Consider the following 16678-nt stretch of genomic DNA (forward strand, 5'->3'; position numbering starts at 1 on the left):
CCTCTCAGAGTGTCAAGCCTTTATTTTCGCGGCTTTCAACTCTTGTCATCTCGACTTGTTTGTGTGTTTGTCGTGACAACGGATGCGCATTATAGGGAGTTTTCCGACGCTGGCAACAACTATTTTAAAAAAAGATTTCAACCGAGCGATTATTAAACAAAAATAGCTTATCAGGCTTTTTTTTAATCTAAAAAACAGAAAAAGAGGTGGATTTTCCACCTCTTTTTTACCTTTATTATATCTTTTATATTGCCCTAGTAACATTTTCACTCGATAAGTGCCTATATAGATAGCTATCTATAAGTCCCCACTGAGTAGACTGGGCAAAAAACATCATTGTTTTGCAATAATGTGGTCGTTTTCCAGATCCAATGTCACTAACTTACCGGGAATCAGTACACCAGAAAGTATTTGTTGAGCCAATGGGTTTTCAATCTCTTGTTGGATAGCCCGTTTTAATGGGCGTGCTCCATATACAGGGTCAAAACCCGCTTCGCTCAGTTTCTCTAATGCCGGCGATGTCATGGTGACTTGATAGCCCCGTTCTTCCAGACGCTTATATAAACGCTGCAACTGAATACTCGTGATAGCTTTCAGATGTTCTTTTCCTAATGGATGGAATACCACGACCTCATCGATCCGGTTAATAAATTCAGGTCGGAAATGATGACCCACGATCTCCATCACCATATCTTTCATTCCGGCATAGTCCAGTACGCCAAAACGTTCCTGAATCATGTCTGAACCGAGATTAGATGTCATAATTACGACAGTATTACGAAAATCAACCGTTCTTCCCTGACCGTCGGTCAAACGGCCATCATCCAATACTTGCAACAATATATTGAAAACATCCGGATGCGCTTTTTCAACTTCATCCAGCAAGATGACTGAATAAGGACGGCGACGTACCGCTTCTGTCAGATAACCACCTTCTTCATAGCCAATATATCCCGGAGGTGCGCCCACCAGCCTGGAAACCGAATGTTTTTCCATAAATTCAGACATGTCGATACGAACCATTGCATCGTCACTATCAAACAGGAAATTGGCTAATGCTTTACACAGCTCCGTTTTACCAACACCTGTCGGCCCTAAAAACATGAAAGAACCAATCGGACGATTTGGATCCGATAAACCAGCACGACTGCGGCGAATTGCGTTTGCTACTGCATCAACTGCCTCATTTTGTCCAATTACACGTTTATGTAATTCATGCTCCATACGCAATAGTTTATCTTTTTCGCTTTCCAGCATTCTGGATACTGGAATCCCTGTCCAGCGAGCAAGGATTTCAGCAATTTCAGCATCAGTCACTTTGTTACGCAGCAGTTTCATTGGGTGATTTTCTGCTGTTGTTGCTGCTGCTAGCTGTTTTTCCAGTTCTGGAATTTTCCCGTACTGGATTTCAGACATCCTAGCCAAGTCACCACCGCGACGGGCTTTTTCCAATTCTATACGAGCATTTTCTAATTCGGCTTTGATGTTTTGAGTACCGGTAAGCTCTGCTTTTTCTGCTTTCCACTCTTCTTCCAGTTCAGAATATTCGCGCTCTTTTTCCACCAGCTCTTCATTCAGCATATCAAGGCGCTTTTTACTCGCTTCATCCGATTCTTTTTTTAGCGCCTGCTGTTCGAGTTTTAATTGAATAATCCTGCGTTCCAGGCGATCCAACGCTTCTGGTTTTGAATCCATCTGCATACGCAGGCTGGCTCCGGCTTCGTCAATCAAGTCAATCGCTTTATCAGGTAACATGCGATCTGAAATATAACGATGAGATAATGTCGCCGCTGCCACAATTGCCGGATCAGTTATCTGAACATGGTGATGAAGTTCATAGCGTTCTTTAAGGCCGCGTAGAATAGCAATAGTATCCTCAACGGTAGGCTCAGCAACGTAAACTTTCTGGAAACGACGCTCCAGTGCCGCATCTTTCTCAATATACTGGCGATATTCATCTAAGGTCGTCGCACCAACACAGTGCAGCTCACCACGGGCTAGTGCTGGTTTTAGCATATTGCCGGCATCCATTGCACCATCTGCCTTACCGGCACCTACCATCGTATGTAATTCATCGATAAACAGAATGACCGAACCTTCCTGTTTGGAGAGATCGTTCAAAACACCTTTCAGACGCTCTTCAAATTCTCCCCGGTATTTAGCCCCCGCCAATAATGCGCCCATATCAAGGGACAGGACTCTTTTGTTTTTCAGCCCTTCAGGAACTTCACCATTAACAATCCGCTGTGCCAGCCCTTCGACAATAGCTGTTTTCCCAACGCCCGGCTCACCTATCAAAACGGGATTGTTCTTGGTTCGGCGTTGCAGTACCTGAATTGTCCGTCGAATTTCCTCATCACGCCCAATTACAGGGTCAAGTTTGCCTTGTTCGGCTCGTTCAGTGAGATCTATTGTGTACTTTTTTAGTGCCTGACGTTGGTCTTCAGCACTCTGATCATTTACTTTTTCACCACCGCGCATCATTTCTATTGCCTTAGTGATTTTATCTTTTGTTGCTCCCGCAGCTTTTAATATGTCACTTAACGTTCCACGTTCTTCCAGCGCTGCCAGAACAAAGAGTTCAGAAGAAATAAAGTTATCACCCGCTTTCTGAGCAAGTTTGTCACACAGGTTTAAATAACGCCCCAATTCATTGGATACCTGTACATCACCGCCACTCCCTTCTACTTTTGGTAGTCTGTCCAAAGCTAGGTTCAGTCGATCATGCAAGTTTCCTGTATCAATCCCGGCAGACATTAATAAAGGACGGACAGAGCCACCCTCTTGGCTGAGCAATGCGCTCATCAAGTGGATAGGTTCGATGAATTGATTATCACGCCCTAATGCGAAGGATTGGGCGTCAGCGAGAGCAAGCTGGAATTTATTAGTAAGACGATCCAGACGCATAACACCTCCAATACTGGTCAGAATTTGCTACTGGAGATTAAATAAGGTCATTCCTTAAATATTCAAGGTTCTCTGAAAAGTTAATTGGAAACTTGCGCTATGCACCAAAGACCACCCTGCACGATAGATCACTTCAACCAGATTAAAGTTGCCATACGTCCGGTAACACCATCACGACGATAAGAAAAAAAAGTCTTTTCTTCTGAGACCGTGCAAGCTGCGCCTCCAAAAACGTTTTTTATCCCAATAGACTTCAACTTTAATCTAGCCAGTAAATAGATATTTGCCAGAAATTTCATCCCATAAGGAGTAAAAGCCTGCTCCAGATTAGGATCTGTTGCCAGAAAGGCGTCCATAACCTCACGTCCGACCTCAAACTGTTCAGGGCCAATAGCAGGCCCCAACCATGCCTGAATCAGATCGGGCCTTGTCGTAAATTGAGCCACCGTATTTTCCAACACACCGGCACATAATCCACGCCATCCCGCATGAGCTGCTGCGACTTCATCACCGTCGACGGAACAAAAAAGTACAGGCAGACAATCTGCTGTCATTACAGCACATACCTGCCCAACTTGATTGGTATAAACTGCATCAGCCTGATTATTTTCTACTGACTGCCCCTCTAGCCTGATAACCCGTGTTCCATGTACTTGTTCCAACCAAACAGGCTGCTGTGGCAATCGTGCATATTCCACCAACAGTTCACGGTTTCGCTCCACGTATAGAGGATCATCACCAACGTGAAGGCCTAAATTCAGACTCTCATAGGGAGGGAGACTCATCCCCCCCGTCCGGGTTGTACTACACGCGCCAACACCCTCAGGCTGTGGCCAGTCAGGAAAAATCAGTCGTGTCATTTAACTACCAATCCATTTCATCTTTAAAAATTTCGGCATCCGCTTTCATCACATCAATCAGCTTAACCATATCGTCAGGTAATGGCGCATGCCATTCCATCTCAATACCTGTGATTGGATGATAAAGACGCAGCATAGTTGCGTGCAATGCCTGGCGGTCAAAGTTGCGCATCACTTCGCGAAATTCCTCAGAAGCTCCTTTCAGAGGACGAGGACGACCACCGTAAAGCTGATCTCCAACCAATGGATGTTTAATATGTGACATATGCACGCGGATTTGGTGTGTCCTTCCCGTCTCCAGGCGTAAACGAAGGCGGGTATGCGCCCGGAAATGCTCCATAACCCGATAGTGAGTCACTGCCGGTTTACCCATTGGGTGAACTGCCATATGTGTCCGCTTTGTCGGATGGCGAGATATCGGTTCTTCTACGATCCCACCTGCTGTCATATGCCCCAGTGCAACTGCTTCATACTCACGGGTAATTTCACGTAATTGCAGGGATTCGACCAAACGAGTCTGCGCCGGAACTGTTTTTGCAACTACCATCAGGCCTGTCGTATCTTTATCAAGACGGTGAACAATACCTGCCCGGGGAACATCTGCAATCTCCGGATAACGATATAGCAGAGCATTCAGTATCGTGCCATCTGGGTTTCCGGCGCCCGGGTGTACAACTAAATCACGTGGTTTATTAATAACCAGAATATCGTCATCTTCATAAACAACGTTCAGTTTTATATCCTGCGGTTCCCAACGGGCATCTTCTTCAATGATAGCATCAATAGAAATTTCTTCTCCGCCCAGTACTTTTTCCTTTGGCTTATTAATTAATTTGCCATTAACCTGAACTTTATCATTCAAAATCCACTCTTTTATACGTGAGCGGGAATAATCAGGGAACAATTCAGCCAAAGCTTGATCTAAACGCTGACCGAGCTGAGATTCAGCGACTGTCGTATTAAGTCGTATTTGTTGTGCCATATATAACTTCTATATTTTACGTTGAGTTTTGACGGCGAGGCCGTTTCATTTAAAATAGTGTGCTATTGTACTCTATCTTTCGCCGGGAGCTTCGCGGATAGTCTCCCAGAAAACAATCAGAGGGTAATCAACACGTGATGATTCGCATGAAATATCTGGTGGCAGCGACCACATTGAGCCTGGTTTTATCTGGGTGCTCCAGCAATAAAGAGGCTGTTCCTGATATCCCGCCATCTCAAATTTATTCAAACGGGCAGGAAAAACTGCAAGACGGTAACTATAAAGCGGCTATCAAGCAATTGGAATCCCTGGATAACCGTTATCCTTTCGGCCCCTATTCTCAGCAGGTTCAGCTGGATTTAATTTATGCTTATTATAAATCAGCAGAATTTCCTCTCGCTCTTGCATCTATTGAACGTTTCATGCGCCTGAACCCAACCCACCCGCATATTGACTATGTAATGTATATGCGTGGTCTGGTATTACAGGCTATGGATGATAACCTTCTGCAGGACTTTTTGGGCCTTGACCGCTCAGATCGTGATCCTGAAAATGCCCGTGCCGCATTCCGCGATTTCAGTCAATTGGTACGTTATTACCCTAACAGCCAGTATGTAGCCGATGCTTACAAACGTTTAGTCTTTCTGAAAGATCGTTTAGCTAAACATGAGCTTGCCGTTGTTCAATATTACACTAAACGTGGGGCTTACGTCGCGGTCGTCAACCGTACAGAGCAAATGCTACAGAATTATCCGGATACCCAATCAACCAGAGAAGCGCTGCCTTATATGGAAAAGGCATACAAAGCTCTGGGACTTGAAACCGAAGCACATAAAGTTGCGGCATTAATTGCTGCCAATCCAGCCTAGAATTTCGAAAGCACATTCTTTCAAAAGAACATCATAAAAATAGCAGCTATGTGGCTGCTATTTTTTTAGGGGAGAACATTATAACCGGACAGAAATCTATTTAAATTCCAGAATTATTTCTTAAGTTGATAATACCATAACTGATCGATAATGACGCATTACTTCTCTCTTAGCAACAAATATTGTCCATATATTCATCATTAATCACAATTTCGCTTATCCACGCCAGCATCCCCGAATAAAAGTGATTTAGATCATTCTTTTTCTCGAAAAGCGAGTTATGCTGAACCCATCAAAGACGGAGCAACAGAAATAAAGAGGTAACTATATGTTAGTAAACATAACCAGCAAACAAATGGAAATTACCCCCGCGATTCGTAGCCATGTGGAAGACCGTCTAAATAAGTTGAACAAATGGCAAGTCAATCTAATCAATCCACATATTGTACTTTCAAAAGAGCCACAAGGATTTTTGGTTGATGCCACGATTGGCACGCCAAATGCTACGCTGGTTGCAAGTGCCAAACATGAAGATATGTATGCTGCTATCAATGAATTGCTGATGAAATTAGAACGCCAACTTAATAAAGTTCAGCATAAAGGAGAAGCCCGCAGAGCAGAACATAGTGTGAAAGAATCCAATCTTAATCTGGAAATATAACCTGTTTTGTTTTCTCAACGCGCTCAATGGGCGCGTTTTATTGTTCTTTTATTCCTGTATCCCTTTTCCCCATCTATTGACATACCTCAGCAAATAGGTTAATTAAAGTACACTATTTGATTCTGCAAAAATTAAGATATAAATGACATGAATATTAAACTGTTTTTCTTCTTTTTCTTTTTTACCTTCCTATGAGGGAGTTTCTCGTTTTTAAAAGATAAAAAGAAGACGAACAAGAAAACCTCCCTACCAACGGGAGGTTTTTTTTTACAGACCATAATTTATATACACAATGGATTTCAAAATGCGTCACGGCGGCAAGGGAGAGAATCCTCAGGAGCATAGATAACTATGTGACTGGGGTGAGCGAGCGCAGCCAACAAAGAGGCAACTTGAAAGACGAAGTGTATAGCCCCGCTAGATTACGGGCTGCAATTTGAAAGATACAAATTACTTTTATAATAAAAATATCAGGAATGTACTATGGAACGAGATTTAATTAACATTCGTAAAAAAATCAGCAGCATTGATGCTGATTTACTGGATTTACTAGCACAACGCCGGCAATTAGCCTGTGATGTCGCACAAACAAAACTTCATGATAATCGCCCGATACGGGATAAAAATCGGGAACGAGAATTACTGGATGTGTTAATTGATAAAGGTAGGTCTCGTGGATTGGATGGGTTTTACATTACCCGCCTGTTCCAGATGATCATTGAAGATTCAGTACTGACACAGCAAGCCCTTCTACAGCAACATCTGAACCAGACGCCTTATGATACGGCACGAATTGCCTTTCTTGGCCCAAAAGGCTCTTATTCTCACCTTGCAGCCCGTCAGTTTTCAGCACGACATTTCAATCAGTTAATTGAATGTAGCTGTCATAAATTCCCTGATATCTTTTCATTAGTGGAAATTGGTCAGGCTGATTACGGTATCCTGCCACTGGAAAACACCAGTTCCGGAGCAATAAATGATGTTTATGACCTATTGCAGCACACGCCATTATCTTTGGTAGGAGAAATTACTCTTCCGATCAATCACTGCTTATTGGTTAGCAAAGAGAGTGATATTTCTAAGATAAAAACAGTCTATAGTCACCCTCAGCCATTTCAGCAATGTAGCCAATATCTTAATCACTTCCCGCACTGGAATATCATCTATTGTGAAAGTACTGCCGTTGCCATGCAAAAGGTAACTGAGATAGATTCACCGGATGTGGCGGTATTAGGAAGTGAAGCCGGAGGCGTACTTTACGGACTAAAAGTTTTAGAAAATAATCTGGCAAACCAACAAAATAACAGTACCCGTTTTATTGTTGTCGCCCAGAAACCGATTGAAGTATCAGATCAGGTTCCGGCAAAAACGACTTTTATTATGTCCACAGGACAGCAGGCTGGTGCTCTGGTTGACGCACTCATTATCTTAAAAAAGCACAATATTATTATGAGTAAACTGGAATCACGCCCGATAAACGGTAAGCCATGGGAAGAGATGTTTTATATTGATGTTCAGGCCAATATCCGTTCTATGAAAATGCAACAAGCTCTTAAGGAATTGTCTGGAATCACCCACTTTTTGAAAATATTAGGATGTTATCCCTCAGAAAATGTTCCCTCGGTCGATCCATTCTGAATAGTAAACCGGATGGCAACATCCGGCTTTTCCTTCACAGCAACCGATTCGCTTATACACGGTTATCATTAGCCTGCTGTAAGAGTGCCCGGCTTTCTTTCATAAATCGGTTTGCTTCATCACCAAACCATTCGCTCACTTGATTAAAGCTTGCAATAAATGCTTTTTTATCCTGATTCTCCAAAAGCGCCAAAGCCTGCCCGAAGCTCTGATGATAACGACGAATCAGTTCAAGATTTTCAGGGCTGGACATAATAATATCTGCATACAATTGTGGATCCTGAGCAAATAATCGGCCAACCATAGCCAGTTCCAGACGATAAATGGGTGAAGACAACGATAACAGTTGCTGTAAGTCGATATCTTCTTTTAACAGATGCCGTCCATAAGAAAAAGTAGTGAAATGGCGTAGTGCCTGAATAAAACTCATATTTTTATCATGCTGATCTGCATCGATTTTATGTAGTCGAGCTCCCCAGACTGATATTTGTTCCAGAAACCACTGATATGATTCGGACTGTCGACCATCACAAAAAACAACCACTTGCTTAGCAAAACTTCCCACGTCCGGCCCAAACATTGGGTGTAAACCCAAAACAGGCCCTTTGTGTACATCAAGCATAGCCTGAAGTGGCTTTTGTTTGATAGAAGCCAAATCCACCAAAATGCACTCTTCAGGCAAAGGGGGTAAACGGTGGATAATATCTTCAGTTAAATGGATAGGTACGCTGATAATGACCATGCCAGCACCAGCTAAAATAGTTTCAGCTCGTTCCCAGTCATTCGCCTCAAGGATCCTGACTTCGTAATCTGATAAGGTCAATAACCGATTAAATAACCGGCCCATTTTTCCAGAACCACCAACAATAACAATAGGCCCTATATCAGCATTGAGCTTTTTAAAGCCTTTATCATTTTCACTGGCATAAGACTCACGCATAATACGGCGCAGAATATCTTCAATTAAATCCGGAGAAATCCCAAGTATTTCTGCCTCCTGGCGGCGAGAAGCCAGCATACAGGCCTCCCTTTCGGGTGCATAAATCGGTAAACCAAGCTGACTCTTAACCTCACCGACTTCAGCAACCAAATCCATCCGTCTGGAAAGTAAATTCAGTAGAGCTTTGTCTACCTCATCAATTTTTTCCCGCAATTGCGATAATTCTGCTGCCATGTCAATTACCCTGCCTGTTTCATCGTTATGTTTCGTTTTGATAAATGTGGCTTGATTTGCTGATGTAATTTTCTTAATACCTGCTCCGTCGTTTCCCAGCTAATACAAGCATCAGTGACAGAAACACCATATTGCATTTCAGAACGGGTTAGCTCGGAAGACTGGTTTCCTTCATTAATATGACTTTCTAACATGACACCAATGATGGATTGATTCCCTTGCATAATTTGCTCAGCGACAGAATCCACAACAACACTTTGACGGCGAAAATCTTTATTAGAGTTACCATGACTACAATCAATCATCAGTGATGGAACTAAACCTGCCTTAACCATCTGATTTTCACAGTCACGCACATGCTTAGGACTATAATTAGGCTCCGCTCCACCACGTAATATTATATGGCCGTTTGGATTACCCCGGGTTTGCAGCAGGCACACCTGACCAGACTGATTTATCCCCATAAAGCGATGTGGCATTGAGGCAGCTTTCATCGCATTAATCGCAGTATTTAAATTACCATCCGTACCATTTTTAAAACCAACTGATACTGATAAGCCTGAAGCCATCTCACGGTGAGTCTGAGACTCAGTCGTTCTTGCTCCAATCGCTGACCAACTAAAAAGATCGCCCAAATATTGAGGGTTGTTAGGATCAAGTGCTTCATTTGCCAATGGCAACCCCATTTCTACCAGATTCAGTAATAAACGACGGGCAATATGTAATCCGCCATCCATATCAAACGACCCATCCATATAAGGATCACTGATCAAACCTTTCCAACCAACAGTAGTACGAGGTTTTTCGAAATAGACACGCATAACTATATACAGACAATCGCTCAGTTCGGCAGAAAGTGATTTCAGGCGTTGGGCATAATCAAGAGCAGCATCCACATCATGAATAGAACATGGGCCACATACCACCAACAAACGGGGATCATCATGATGGATGATATCTGCAATAGTATTACGCGCGTTTGTAATGGCATGCAAATCGCTGCTACTCAATGGATATTTTAGTTTCAGCTCTTCCGGTGTAATCAGAACCTGTTCATCGAGGATGTGAATGTTATTAAGCGCGTCTTTTTGCATGATCATTTTTCATACCTGCTTTATTTGTCTGTTTAAGTTTTTAGCGTCTGCCGGATAACATACCACGCTCCGTAAAGAATACAATCCGATTGTTTATATTTTTTTACGATAGTGTAAATTTAATTTTACACCAAATCCTCTTGGTAATTGATATTAATCAATGCATAAATAATTTACATATATTCTAATTATCAATAGAAATATATTAAACAACCTTAACGTAAATGACTTAATAATATATTTAACAATTAAACCTCTAATAGCAATATTTTATTAACCATTGATTAATTATTTATAAAAAAGTCAATTACCTTTAAAAATCAGTTGATAAAAATAAGATCTTAATCCCGTTTTTATATTTTTATTTTAATAATATTAACATGTGTTTTTAATGTTAAGTGGAAACTATATAAAAACATTTATGAAGAATGGTTGAATAACACTGTCTAAAAGAAGTGGGTTATCAACGTTCATTTTTTACTCATTCATTAAGGATAGATATGATAACGCTGCAATTTGCCATAATAATTATATGCTTATTGATAGGTACGCGTTATGCGGGCATGGGATTGGGGCTGATCAGTGGCATCGGGCTTTTTATACTGACATTTCTTTTTGGATTAGAGCCAGGCAAGCCACCAGTTGATGTAATGCTAACTATTCTTGCTGTGATCGGCTGCGCATCTGTTTTACAAACTGCGGGTGGCCTGAATGTGATGATGCAATGTGCTGAACGTCTTCTACGCCGCCATCCACAACATATTACTATTTTAGCGCCACTCACTACATGGATGTTAACTTTCCTCTGTGGTACAGGTCATGTGGTTTATACCATGTTCCCTATCATCGGTGATATTGCCTTAAAAAAAGGCATTCGCCCTGAACGTCCGATGGCAGTCGCATCTGTTGCCTCACAAATGGCAATTACTGCCTCTCCCGTTTCTGTTGCCGTCGTTTCTTTAGTATCAATTATTGCGGCCAGTCATGGTATCGGACATGCCTACGGGATCTTAGAAATCCTGACCATTTCAATTCCTGCATCACTGACCGGGGTAGTACTTGCTGCATTATGGAGTTTACGCCGAGGTAAAGATTTAGATAAGGACGAAGAATTTCAGGAAAAAATTAAAGATCCTAAACAACGAGAATTTATCTACGGTAATTCAGAAACGCTGTTAGATCAGGTCTTTCCTAAGCAGGCATACAGAGCCACTTGGATCTTTTTCGCTGCCATTGCAATCGTGGTGTTGTTCGGTTCATGCACTGAACTACGACCTGTTTTTGAAGTAAAAGGTGAATTAAAACCACTCTCTATGAATCTGGTTATCCAGATGATGATGCTGATCGCGGGTTCAATCATTTTGATGACCTGTAAAGTCAAAACCAGCGAAATAGCTAATAGTGCCGTATTCAAAGCCGGAATGGTTGCTATCTTTTCTGTTTTTGGCGTTGCATGGATGAGTGATACCTTCTTTCATTCACATTTAGGCGATTTGAAACTGGTATTGGAAGATATTGTTCAGGCAAAACCCTGGACTTATGCATTAGTGCTGTTTCTGGTGTCAAAATTGGTTAACAGCCAGGCCGCAGCTTTGACCGCAATTGCTCCAATGGGATTACAACTTGGTGTTGATCCTAAACTTTTGATTGCCTTCTTCCCAGCAGCTTATGGTTATTTTGTTTTACCTACCTATCCAAGTGATCTGGCCTGCATCGGTTTTGACCGCTCAGGTACAACAAAAATCGGGAAATTTATCATCAACCATAGCTTCCTTGTGCCGGGTCTGATTGGCGTTAGCAGTGCCTGTACGGTAGGGTATGTCTTAGTCAGCACTTTTATGTAATCCACGGTGTGGACTGACAGAATAGCTCGCTGATTGCGGGCTATTTATTTTTCTGAAAGAGAAAAAATAGAGAAACTAAAAAGGCCAGCAAATTGCTGGCCTATAACTTTCGGATGTAGCAAAAGCGTATTATTTAGCGCCCAGACGCTCTTTAATACGAGCTGCCTTACCAGAACGCTCACGCAGGTAGTACAGTTTAGCTCTGCGAACAGCACCACGACGTTTAACATGGATGCTGTCTACGACTGGGGAGTGAGTCTGGAATACACGCTCAACACCTTCGCCGTTAGAAATCTTACGAACAGTGAATGCAGAGTGCAGACCGCGGTTACGAATCGCGATAACCACGCCCTCGAATGTCTGCAGACGCTTTTTAGAACCTTCAACGACCCATACCTTAACTTCCACGGTGTCACCCGGACGGAATGAAGGTACGTCTTGCTTCATCTGCTCTTGTTCAAGTTGTTTAATAATGTTGCTCATAATAACTCTCTTACCCTAGGTAAACTGATATATCAGAGACATTCCTTTATTGGATATGTCTAGATTAATTCGTTGCCTGATCCTGATATTCCTGTTGGAATTCAGCCAGCAACATCCTTTGCTCGTCAGTCAGAGCTAGGCTTTCTAGAAGTTCGGGCCTTCTTAGCCAAGTACGACCCAGTGATTGTTTCAAGCGCCAGCGATCAATTTGGGCATGATTTCCTGACAGTAAAACTGCCGGGACTTCCATCCCATCCAACACTTCAGGGCGGGTATAATGCGGGCAATCCAACAGCCCGTCAGCAAACGAGTCCTCTTCTGCCGATGCCTGACGCCCCAACACCCCTGGAATAAACCGGGATATGGAATCAATCATTGTCATCGCAGGAAGTTCTCCCCCGCTGAGAACGTAATCACCGATAGACCATTCTTCGTCAATTTCGGTTTGGATAACGCGCTCATCAATACCTTCATAACGACCGCAAACCAGAATTAATTTCTCATTTGCTGCCAGCTCGCAAACTCCCTGTTGGTCGAGTTTACGCCCCTGAGGTGAAAGATATATCACCTTTGCACCAACACCAGCCGCTGCTTTAGCTGCCTGTATGGCTTCCCGTAATGGTTGTACCATCATCAGCATGCCAGGACCACCACCATAAGGGCGGTCATCCACAGTACGATGCCTGTCGTAGGTAAAATCCCGCGGACTCCAGCAATCGATACTGAGCAGGCCATTTTTCACTGCCCGACCAGTTACCCCGTAATCGGTTATTGCGCGGAACATTTCAGGAAACAGGCTAATTACCCCAATCCACATATAGCGTCCCACTTCTCAACCGGTTTACCGGAGATTAAAAACTAGGATCCCAATCTACTTCAATAGTTTTGGTAGCGAGATCAACTTTCTTGATAACCTGCCCATCAAGAAACGGAATCAACCGCTCCTTGATACCGAATGCATCTTTCAGGTTTGCCTTTATTACCATCACATCATTAGACCCGGTTTCCATCATATCCTGGACAATGCCAAGGTTATAACCTGCCGTATTGATTACCTGGCAACCCGTGAGGTCTTTCCAGTAATAATCACCGTCTTCCAGTGCTGGTAATTGGGATGAATCCACCACTACTTCACTGTTAGTGAATAAATTAGCGGCATCCCGATCATCAATACCTTTGATTTTGATGATCAAATCCTGATTGTGATATTTCCATGTTTCCAGCTCAACGTGTTGCCACTGGCCGGAACGCTGAATAAACCACGGCTGATATTCAAAGATGTCTTCGGCTTGTTCGGTGGAGGAAAAAACTCTGAGCCAACCACGTATGCCGTACGCTGACCCTAATTTCCCCAACACAATTGGATCAACAGGGTGCTCCAGGCCAGATTGTTTGCTCATTGTTACCACCGCGACAGATTAAGCTGCTTTTTTAGCGTCTTTGATCAGTGCCGCAACACGATCAGACACAGATGCACCCAGACCAACCCAATGTTCGATACGGTCCAGATCTAAACGCAGAGCTTCAGCATTCCCTGATGCGATAGGGTTGAAGAAACCAACGCGCTCAATGAAGCGACCATCACGCGCATTGCGGCTGTCGGTCACTACTACTTGATAAAACGGACGCTTTTTAGCGCCACCACGAGCTAAACGAATTGTTACCATAACATCCTCATTAGTTATCAAAACAACCAGACTCCATCGAGGAACGGAGTCCGGCTGTCCATGAAAAAGCCCGAAAATTTTACTCACTTTGGCGCAAAAAGCAATCCAAAGAGCATTTTCTTTCGAAATTTGTTGATTATCGCCCCATGAAACCAGGTGGCAGCATGCCTTTCATGCTCCGCATCATTTTTGCCATTCCACCCTTCTTCATTTTTTTCATCATGCGCTGCATTTCATCAAACTGTTTCAGTAAACGGTTAACATCCTGCACCTGAGTACCGGAACCCATTGCAATACGGCGTTTGCGCGATCCTTTGATAATTTCCGGCTTTTCACGTTCCTTGCGGGTCATTGAATTGATGATGGCTTCCATCTTAACCAGAACTTTGTCATCCATTTGAGATTTGACAGCATCAGGAACCTGAGACATGCCCGGCATCTTGCTCAGCATACTCGCCATACCGCCCATATTGCGCATTTGCTTAAGCTGATCAAGAAAATCAGTTAAATCAAAACCATCACCTTTTTTCAGTTTTGATGCCAGTTTTTCCGCCTGACTTCGATCAACTTTGCTTTCGATCTCTTCAATTAAGGAGAGCATATCCCCCATCCCTAGAATCCGCGATGCAATGCGGTCAGGATGGAAAGGCTCCAGAGCATCAGTCTTTTCACCAACACCAAGGAATTTAATTGGCTTACCCGTAATATGCCGGATAGAAAGTGCAGCACCGCCACGAGCATCACCATCGACTTTAGTCAGTACAACCCCTGTCAGTGGTAACGCTTCATTAAATGCTTTAGCCGTGTTTGCAGCATCCTGCCCCGTCATTGCATCGACAACGAACAGGGTTTCAATAGGTTTGATTGCTGCATGAACGTCTTTAATTTCATCCATCATGGCTTCATCGACATGCAGACGCCCTGCTGTATCGACCAAAAGCACATCATAGAATTTCAGTTTGGCATGCTGGGTGGCTTTATTAACAATATCAACTGGTTTTTCTTGTGGGTCTGACGGGAAAAAATCAATTCCGACGGTTTCTGACAACGTTTCAAGCTGCTTGATCGCTGCCGGGCGATATACGTCAGCAGAAACAACCAGGACTTTTTTCTTACTTTTTTCTTTCAGCAACTTACCCAGTTTTGCAACGCTGGTTGTCTTACCGGCCCCCTGCAAACCCGCCATCAGAATGACTGCCGGGGGCTGAACAGCAAGATTCAATTCGCTGTTCACCTCCCCCATCGCCTTTATCAGTTCATTTTGAACAATTTTGACGAATTCCTGCCCGGGGGTTAGACTTTTGTTAACTTCATGTCCTACCGCGCTTTCTTTGACTCTTGAAATGAAATCACGCACTACAGGTAACGCAACATCCGCTTCAAGTAAAGCCATGCGAACTTCGCGCAGCGTATCTTTAATATTGTCTTCAGTCAGCCGTCCACGACCGCTGATATTGCGCAATGTGCGCGATAGTCTGTCAGTTAAATTATCAAACATTGTCTCAGCTCAGATATCTACAAGTGGGTCTACCTGTAAGGCAAATTTAGTGAATTATAACACGATGATTATGTAATCTCTGCAAAGAGATTCCCAAGTATGATTAACAACGGTTGGAGGCTATCCTCGCTGACGGTATACTTAAATTTTAAGTTAACTCTAATACTATTGCGAAAACGAAAAACTTTATGCCAGTATTTTCAATCATTGCCTCACTTGCTTATCTCATTAGCCTGACACTCATTGTTCCGGGCTTATTGCGGCAACAAAACAGTTATCAAAAACTGGCTCTGCTTTTCGCAATTGTCGCTCTCTTCAATCATGGGATATCCCTAAAATATCAGGTGTTCCATGTCAGTAGTGGCCAAAATCTGACCTTGCTGAATTTAGGTTCTATGGTCAGCTTACTGGTCTGTATCATCATGACGATTGTTGCCTTTCGTGGTCGTGCCTGGTTTTTACTACCGATTGTTTACAGCTTTGCCGTAATAAATTTGATACTGGCAAGCATGGTACCCGGTGAATTCATTACTCATCTTGAAGGAAGCATTGGCCTATTTATACACATTGGGCTGGCATTACTGGGATATGCCACGTTACTGATTGCAGCACTTTATGCGCTACAGATTAGCTGGCTGGATAATCGTCTGAAAAAGAAAAAGCTCACTTTCTCACCGGGAATGCCCCCGTTAATGACGATTGAGCGCAAAATGTTTCACATTATCCAGGTTGGTGTAGTTTTACTAACATTGACGTTATGTACGGGCATCATGTATATGGATAATGTTTTCAATAAAGAAAATATCCATAAATCGGTTTTGTCCCTCCTAGCATGGTTTATCTATATCATTTTGCTTTGGGGACATTATCGTGAGGGATGGCGCGGTAAACGTGTTATTTGGTTTAATTTGATTGGTGCATTTATCCTGACACTTGCTTTTTTTGGTAGCAGGTTGTTGCAGGAATTCGTGACTTATTAAACCCGCAGCCAGCTTATATAA

The 16678-nt window shown here is 43.0% G+C and carries 15 protein-coding genes and 1 other annotated feature; of the genes, 5 read left to right on the top strand and 10 right to left on the bottom strand.

Features of this window, described 5'->3' with window-relative positions:
- Nucleotides 1-333: 333 nt before the first annotated feature.
- From clpB to rluD, 3 genes are all read right to left on the bottom strand, one after another.
- A complete protein-coding gene (clpB, locus tag AACS92_RS08175) occupies nt 334-2907 on the bottom strand; it encodes an ATP-dependent chaperone ClpB (RefSeq protein ID WP_099110734.1) in 2574 nt (857 codons plus the stop codon).
- A 128-nt stretch (nt 2908-3035) separates the two neighbouring features.
- A complete protein-coding gene (gene yfiH, locus AACS92_RS08180; RefSeq protein ID WP_099110735.1) occupies nt 3036-3767 on the bottom strand; it encodes a purine nucleoside phosphorylase YfiH in 732 nt (243 codons plus the stop codon).
- Nucleotides 3768-3771: 4 nt separating this feature from the next.
- On the bottom strand, nt 3772-4749 hold the full coding sequence (rluD, locus tag AACS92_RS08185) for a 23S rRNA pseudouridine(1911/1915/1917) synthase RluD (RefSeq protein WP_099110736.1): 978 nt from the start codon (nt 4747-4749) through the stop codon (nt 3772-3774).
- A 146-nt stretch (nt 4750-4895) separates the two neighbouring features.
- Between rluD and bamD the strand changes: the two genes are divergently transcribed.
- The 3 genes from bamD (at nt 4896) to pheA (ending at nt 7917) form a co-directional block, all read left to right on the top strand.
- Complete coding sequence (gene bamD, locus AACS92_RS08190) at nt 4896-5618, top strand: outer membrane protein assembly factor BamD (RefSeq protein WP_193756952.1); 723 nt, start codon at nt 4896-4898, stop codon at nt 5616-5618.
- Nucleotides 5619-5946: 328 nt separating this feature from the next.
- The gene (raiA, locus tag AACS92_RS08195) at nt 5947-6279 is read left to right on the top strand and encodes a ribosome-associated translation inhibitor RaiA (protein WP_099110738.1); all 333 of its coding nucleotides are present in this window, start codon (nt 5947-5949) and stop codon (nt 6277-6279) included.
- 146 nt (nt 6280-6425) lie between these two features.
- Nucleotides 6426-6549: a sequence feature (Phe leader region), on the top strand.
- A 213-nt stretch (nt 6550-6762) separates the two neighbouring features.
- Entirely contained in the window at nt 6763-7917 is a 1155-nt protein-coding gene (pheA, locus tag AACS92_RS08200; protein WP_099110739.1) for a bifunctional chorismate mutase/prephenate dehydratase, read from the top strand.
- Between the two features lie 52 nt (nt 7918-7969).
- On the opposite strand, the gene tyrA is transcribed toward pheA, so the two are convergent.
- The gene (gene tyrA, locus AACS92_RS08205) at nt 7970-9091 is read right to left on the bottom strand and encodes a bifunctional chorismate mutase/prephenate dehydrogenase (RefSeq protein ID WP_099110740.1); all 1122 of its coding nucleotides are present in this window, start codon (nt 9089-9091) and stop codon (nt 7970-7972) included.
- 5 nt (nt 9092-9096) lie between these two features.
- Entirely contained in the window at nt 9097-10191 is a 1095-nt protein-coding gene (locus AACS92_RS08210; protein WP_099110741.1) for a 3-deoxy-7-phosphoheptulonate synthase, read from the bottom strand.
- A 494-nt stretch (nt 10192-10685) separates the two neighbouring features.
- Here AACS92_RS08210 and AACS92_RS08215 point away from each other — a divergent pair, with 494 nt between their 5' ends.
- Nucleotides 10686-12029, top strand: a complete 1344-nt coding sequence (locus AACS92_RS08215) for an anaerobic C4-dicarboxylate transporter (protein WP_099110742.1) — start codon at nt 10686-10688, stop codon at nt 12027-12029.
- A 129-nt stretch (nt 12030-12158) separates the two neighbouring features.
- Here AACS92_RS08215 and rplS read toward each other — a convergent pair whose 3' ends face one another.
- From rplS to ffh, 5 genes are all read right to left on the bottom strand, one after another.
- The gene (gene rplS / locus AACS92_RS08220) at nt 12159-12512 is read right to left on the bottom strand and encodes a 50S ribosomal protein L19 (RefSeq protein ID WP_099110743.1); all 354 of its coding nucleotides are present in this window, start codon (nt 12510-12512) and stop codon (nt 12159-12161) included.
- A gap of 64 nt (nt 12513-12576) precedes the next feature.
- On the bottom strand, nt 12577-13329 hold the full coding sequence (gene trmD, locus AACS92_RS08225; RefSeq protein ID WP_099110744.1) for a tRNA (guanosine(37)-N1)-methyltransferase TrmD: 753 nt from the start codon (nt 13327-13329) through the stop codon (nt 12577-12579).
- 34 nt (nt 13330-13363) lie between these two features.
- Nucleotides 13364-13912, bottom strand: a complete 549-nt coding sequence (gene rimM, locus AACS92_RS08230; protein ID WP_099110745.1) for a ribosome maturation factor RimM — start codon at nt 13910-13912, stop codon at nt 13364-13366.
- A gap of 18 nt (nt 13913-13930) precedes the next feature.
- Entirely contained in the window at nt 13931-14179 is a 249-nt protein-coding gene (gene rpsP / locus AACS92_RS08235) for a 30S ribosomal protein S16 (protein ID WP_010845359.1), read from the bottom strand.
- A gap of 136 nt (nt 14180-14315) precedes the next feature.
- Nucleotides 14316-15677, bottom strand: a complete 1362-nt coding sequence (ffh, locus tag AACS92_RS08240) for a signal recognition particle protein (protein ID WP_099110746.1) — start codon at nt 15675-15677, stop codon at nt 14316-14318.
- A gap of 188 nt (nt 15678-15865) precedes the next feature.
- Here ffh and AACS92_RS08245 point away from each other — a divergent pair, with 188 nt between their 5' ends.
- Nucleotides 15866-16657, top strand: a complete 792-nt coding sequence (locus tag AACS92_RS08245; RefSeq protein ID WP_099110747.1) for a cytochrome C assembly family protein — start codon at nt 15866-15868, stop codon at nt 16655-16657.
- Nucleotides 16658-16678: the final 21 nt, after the last annotated feature.

This window comes from Xenorhabdus sp. KJ12.1 (assembly GCF_963876495.1).
Classification (GTDB): Bacteria; Pseudomonadota; Gammaproteobacteria; order Enterobacterales; family Enterobacteriaceae; genus Xenorhabdus; species Xenorhabdus stockiae.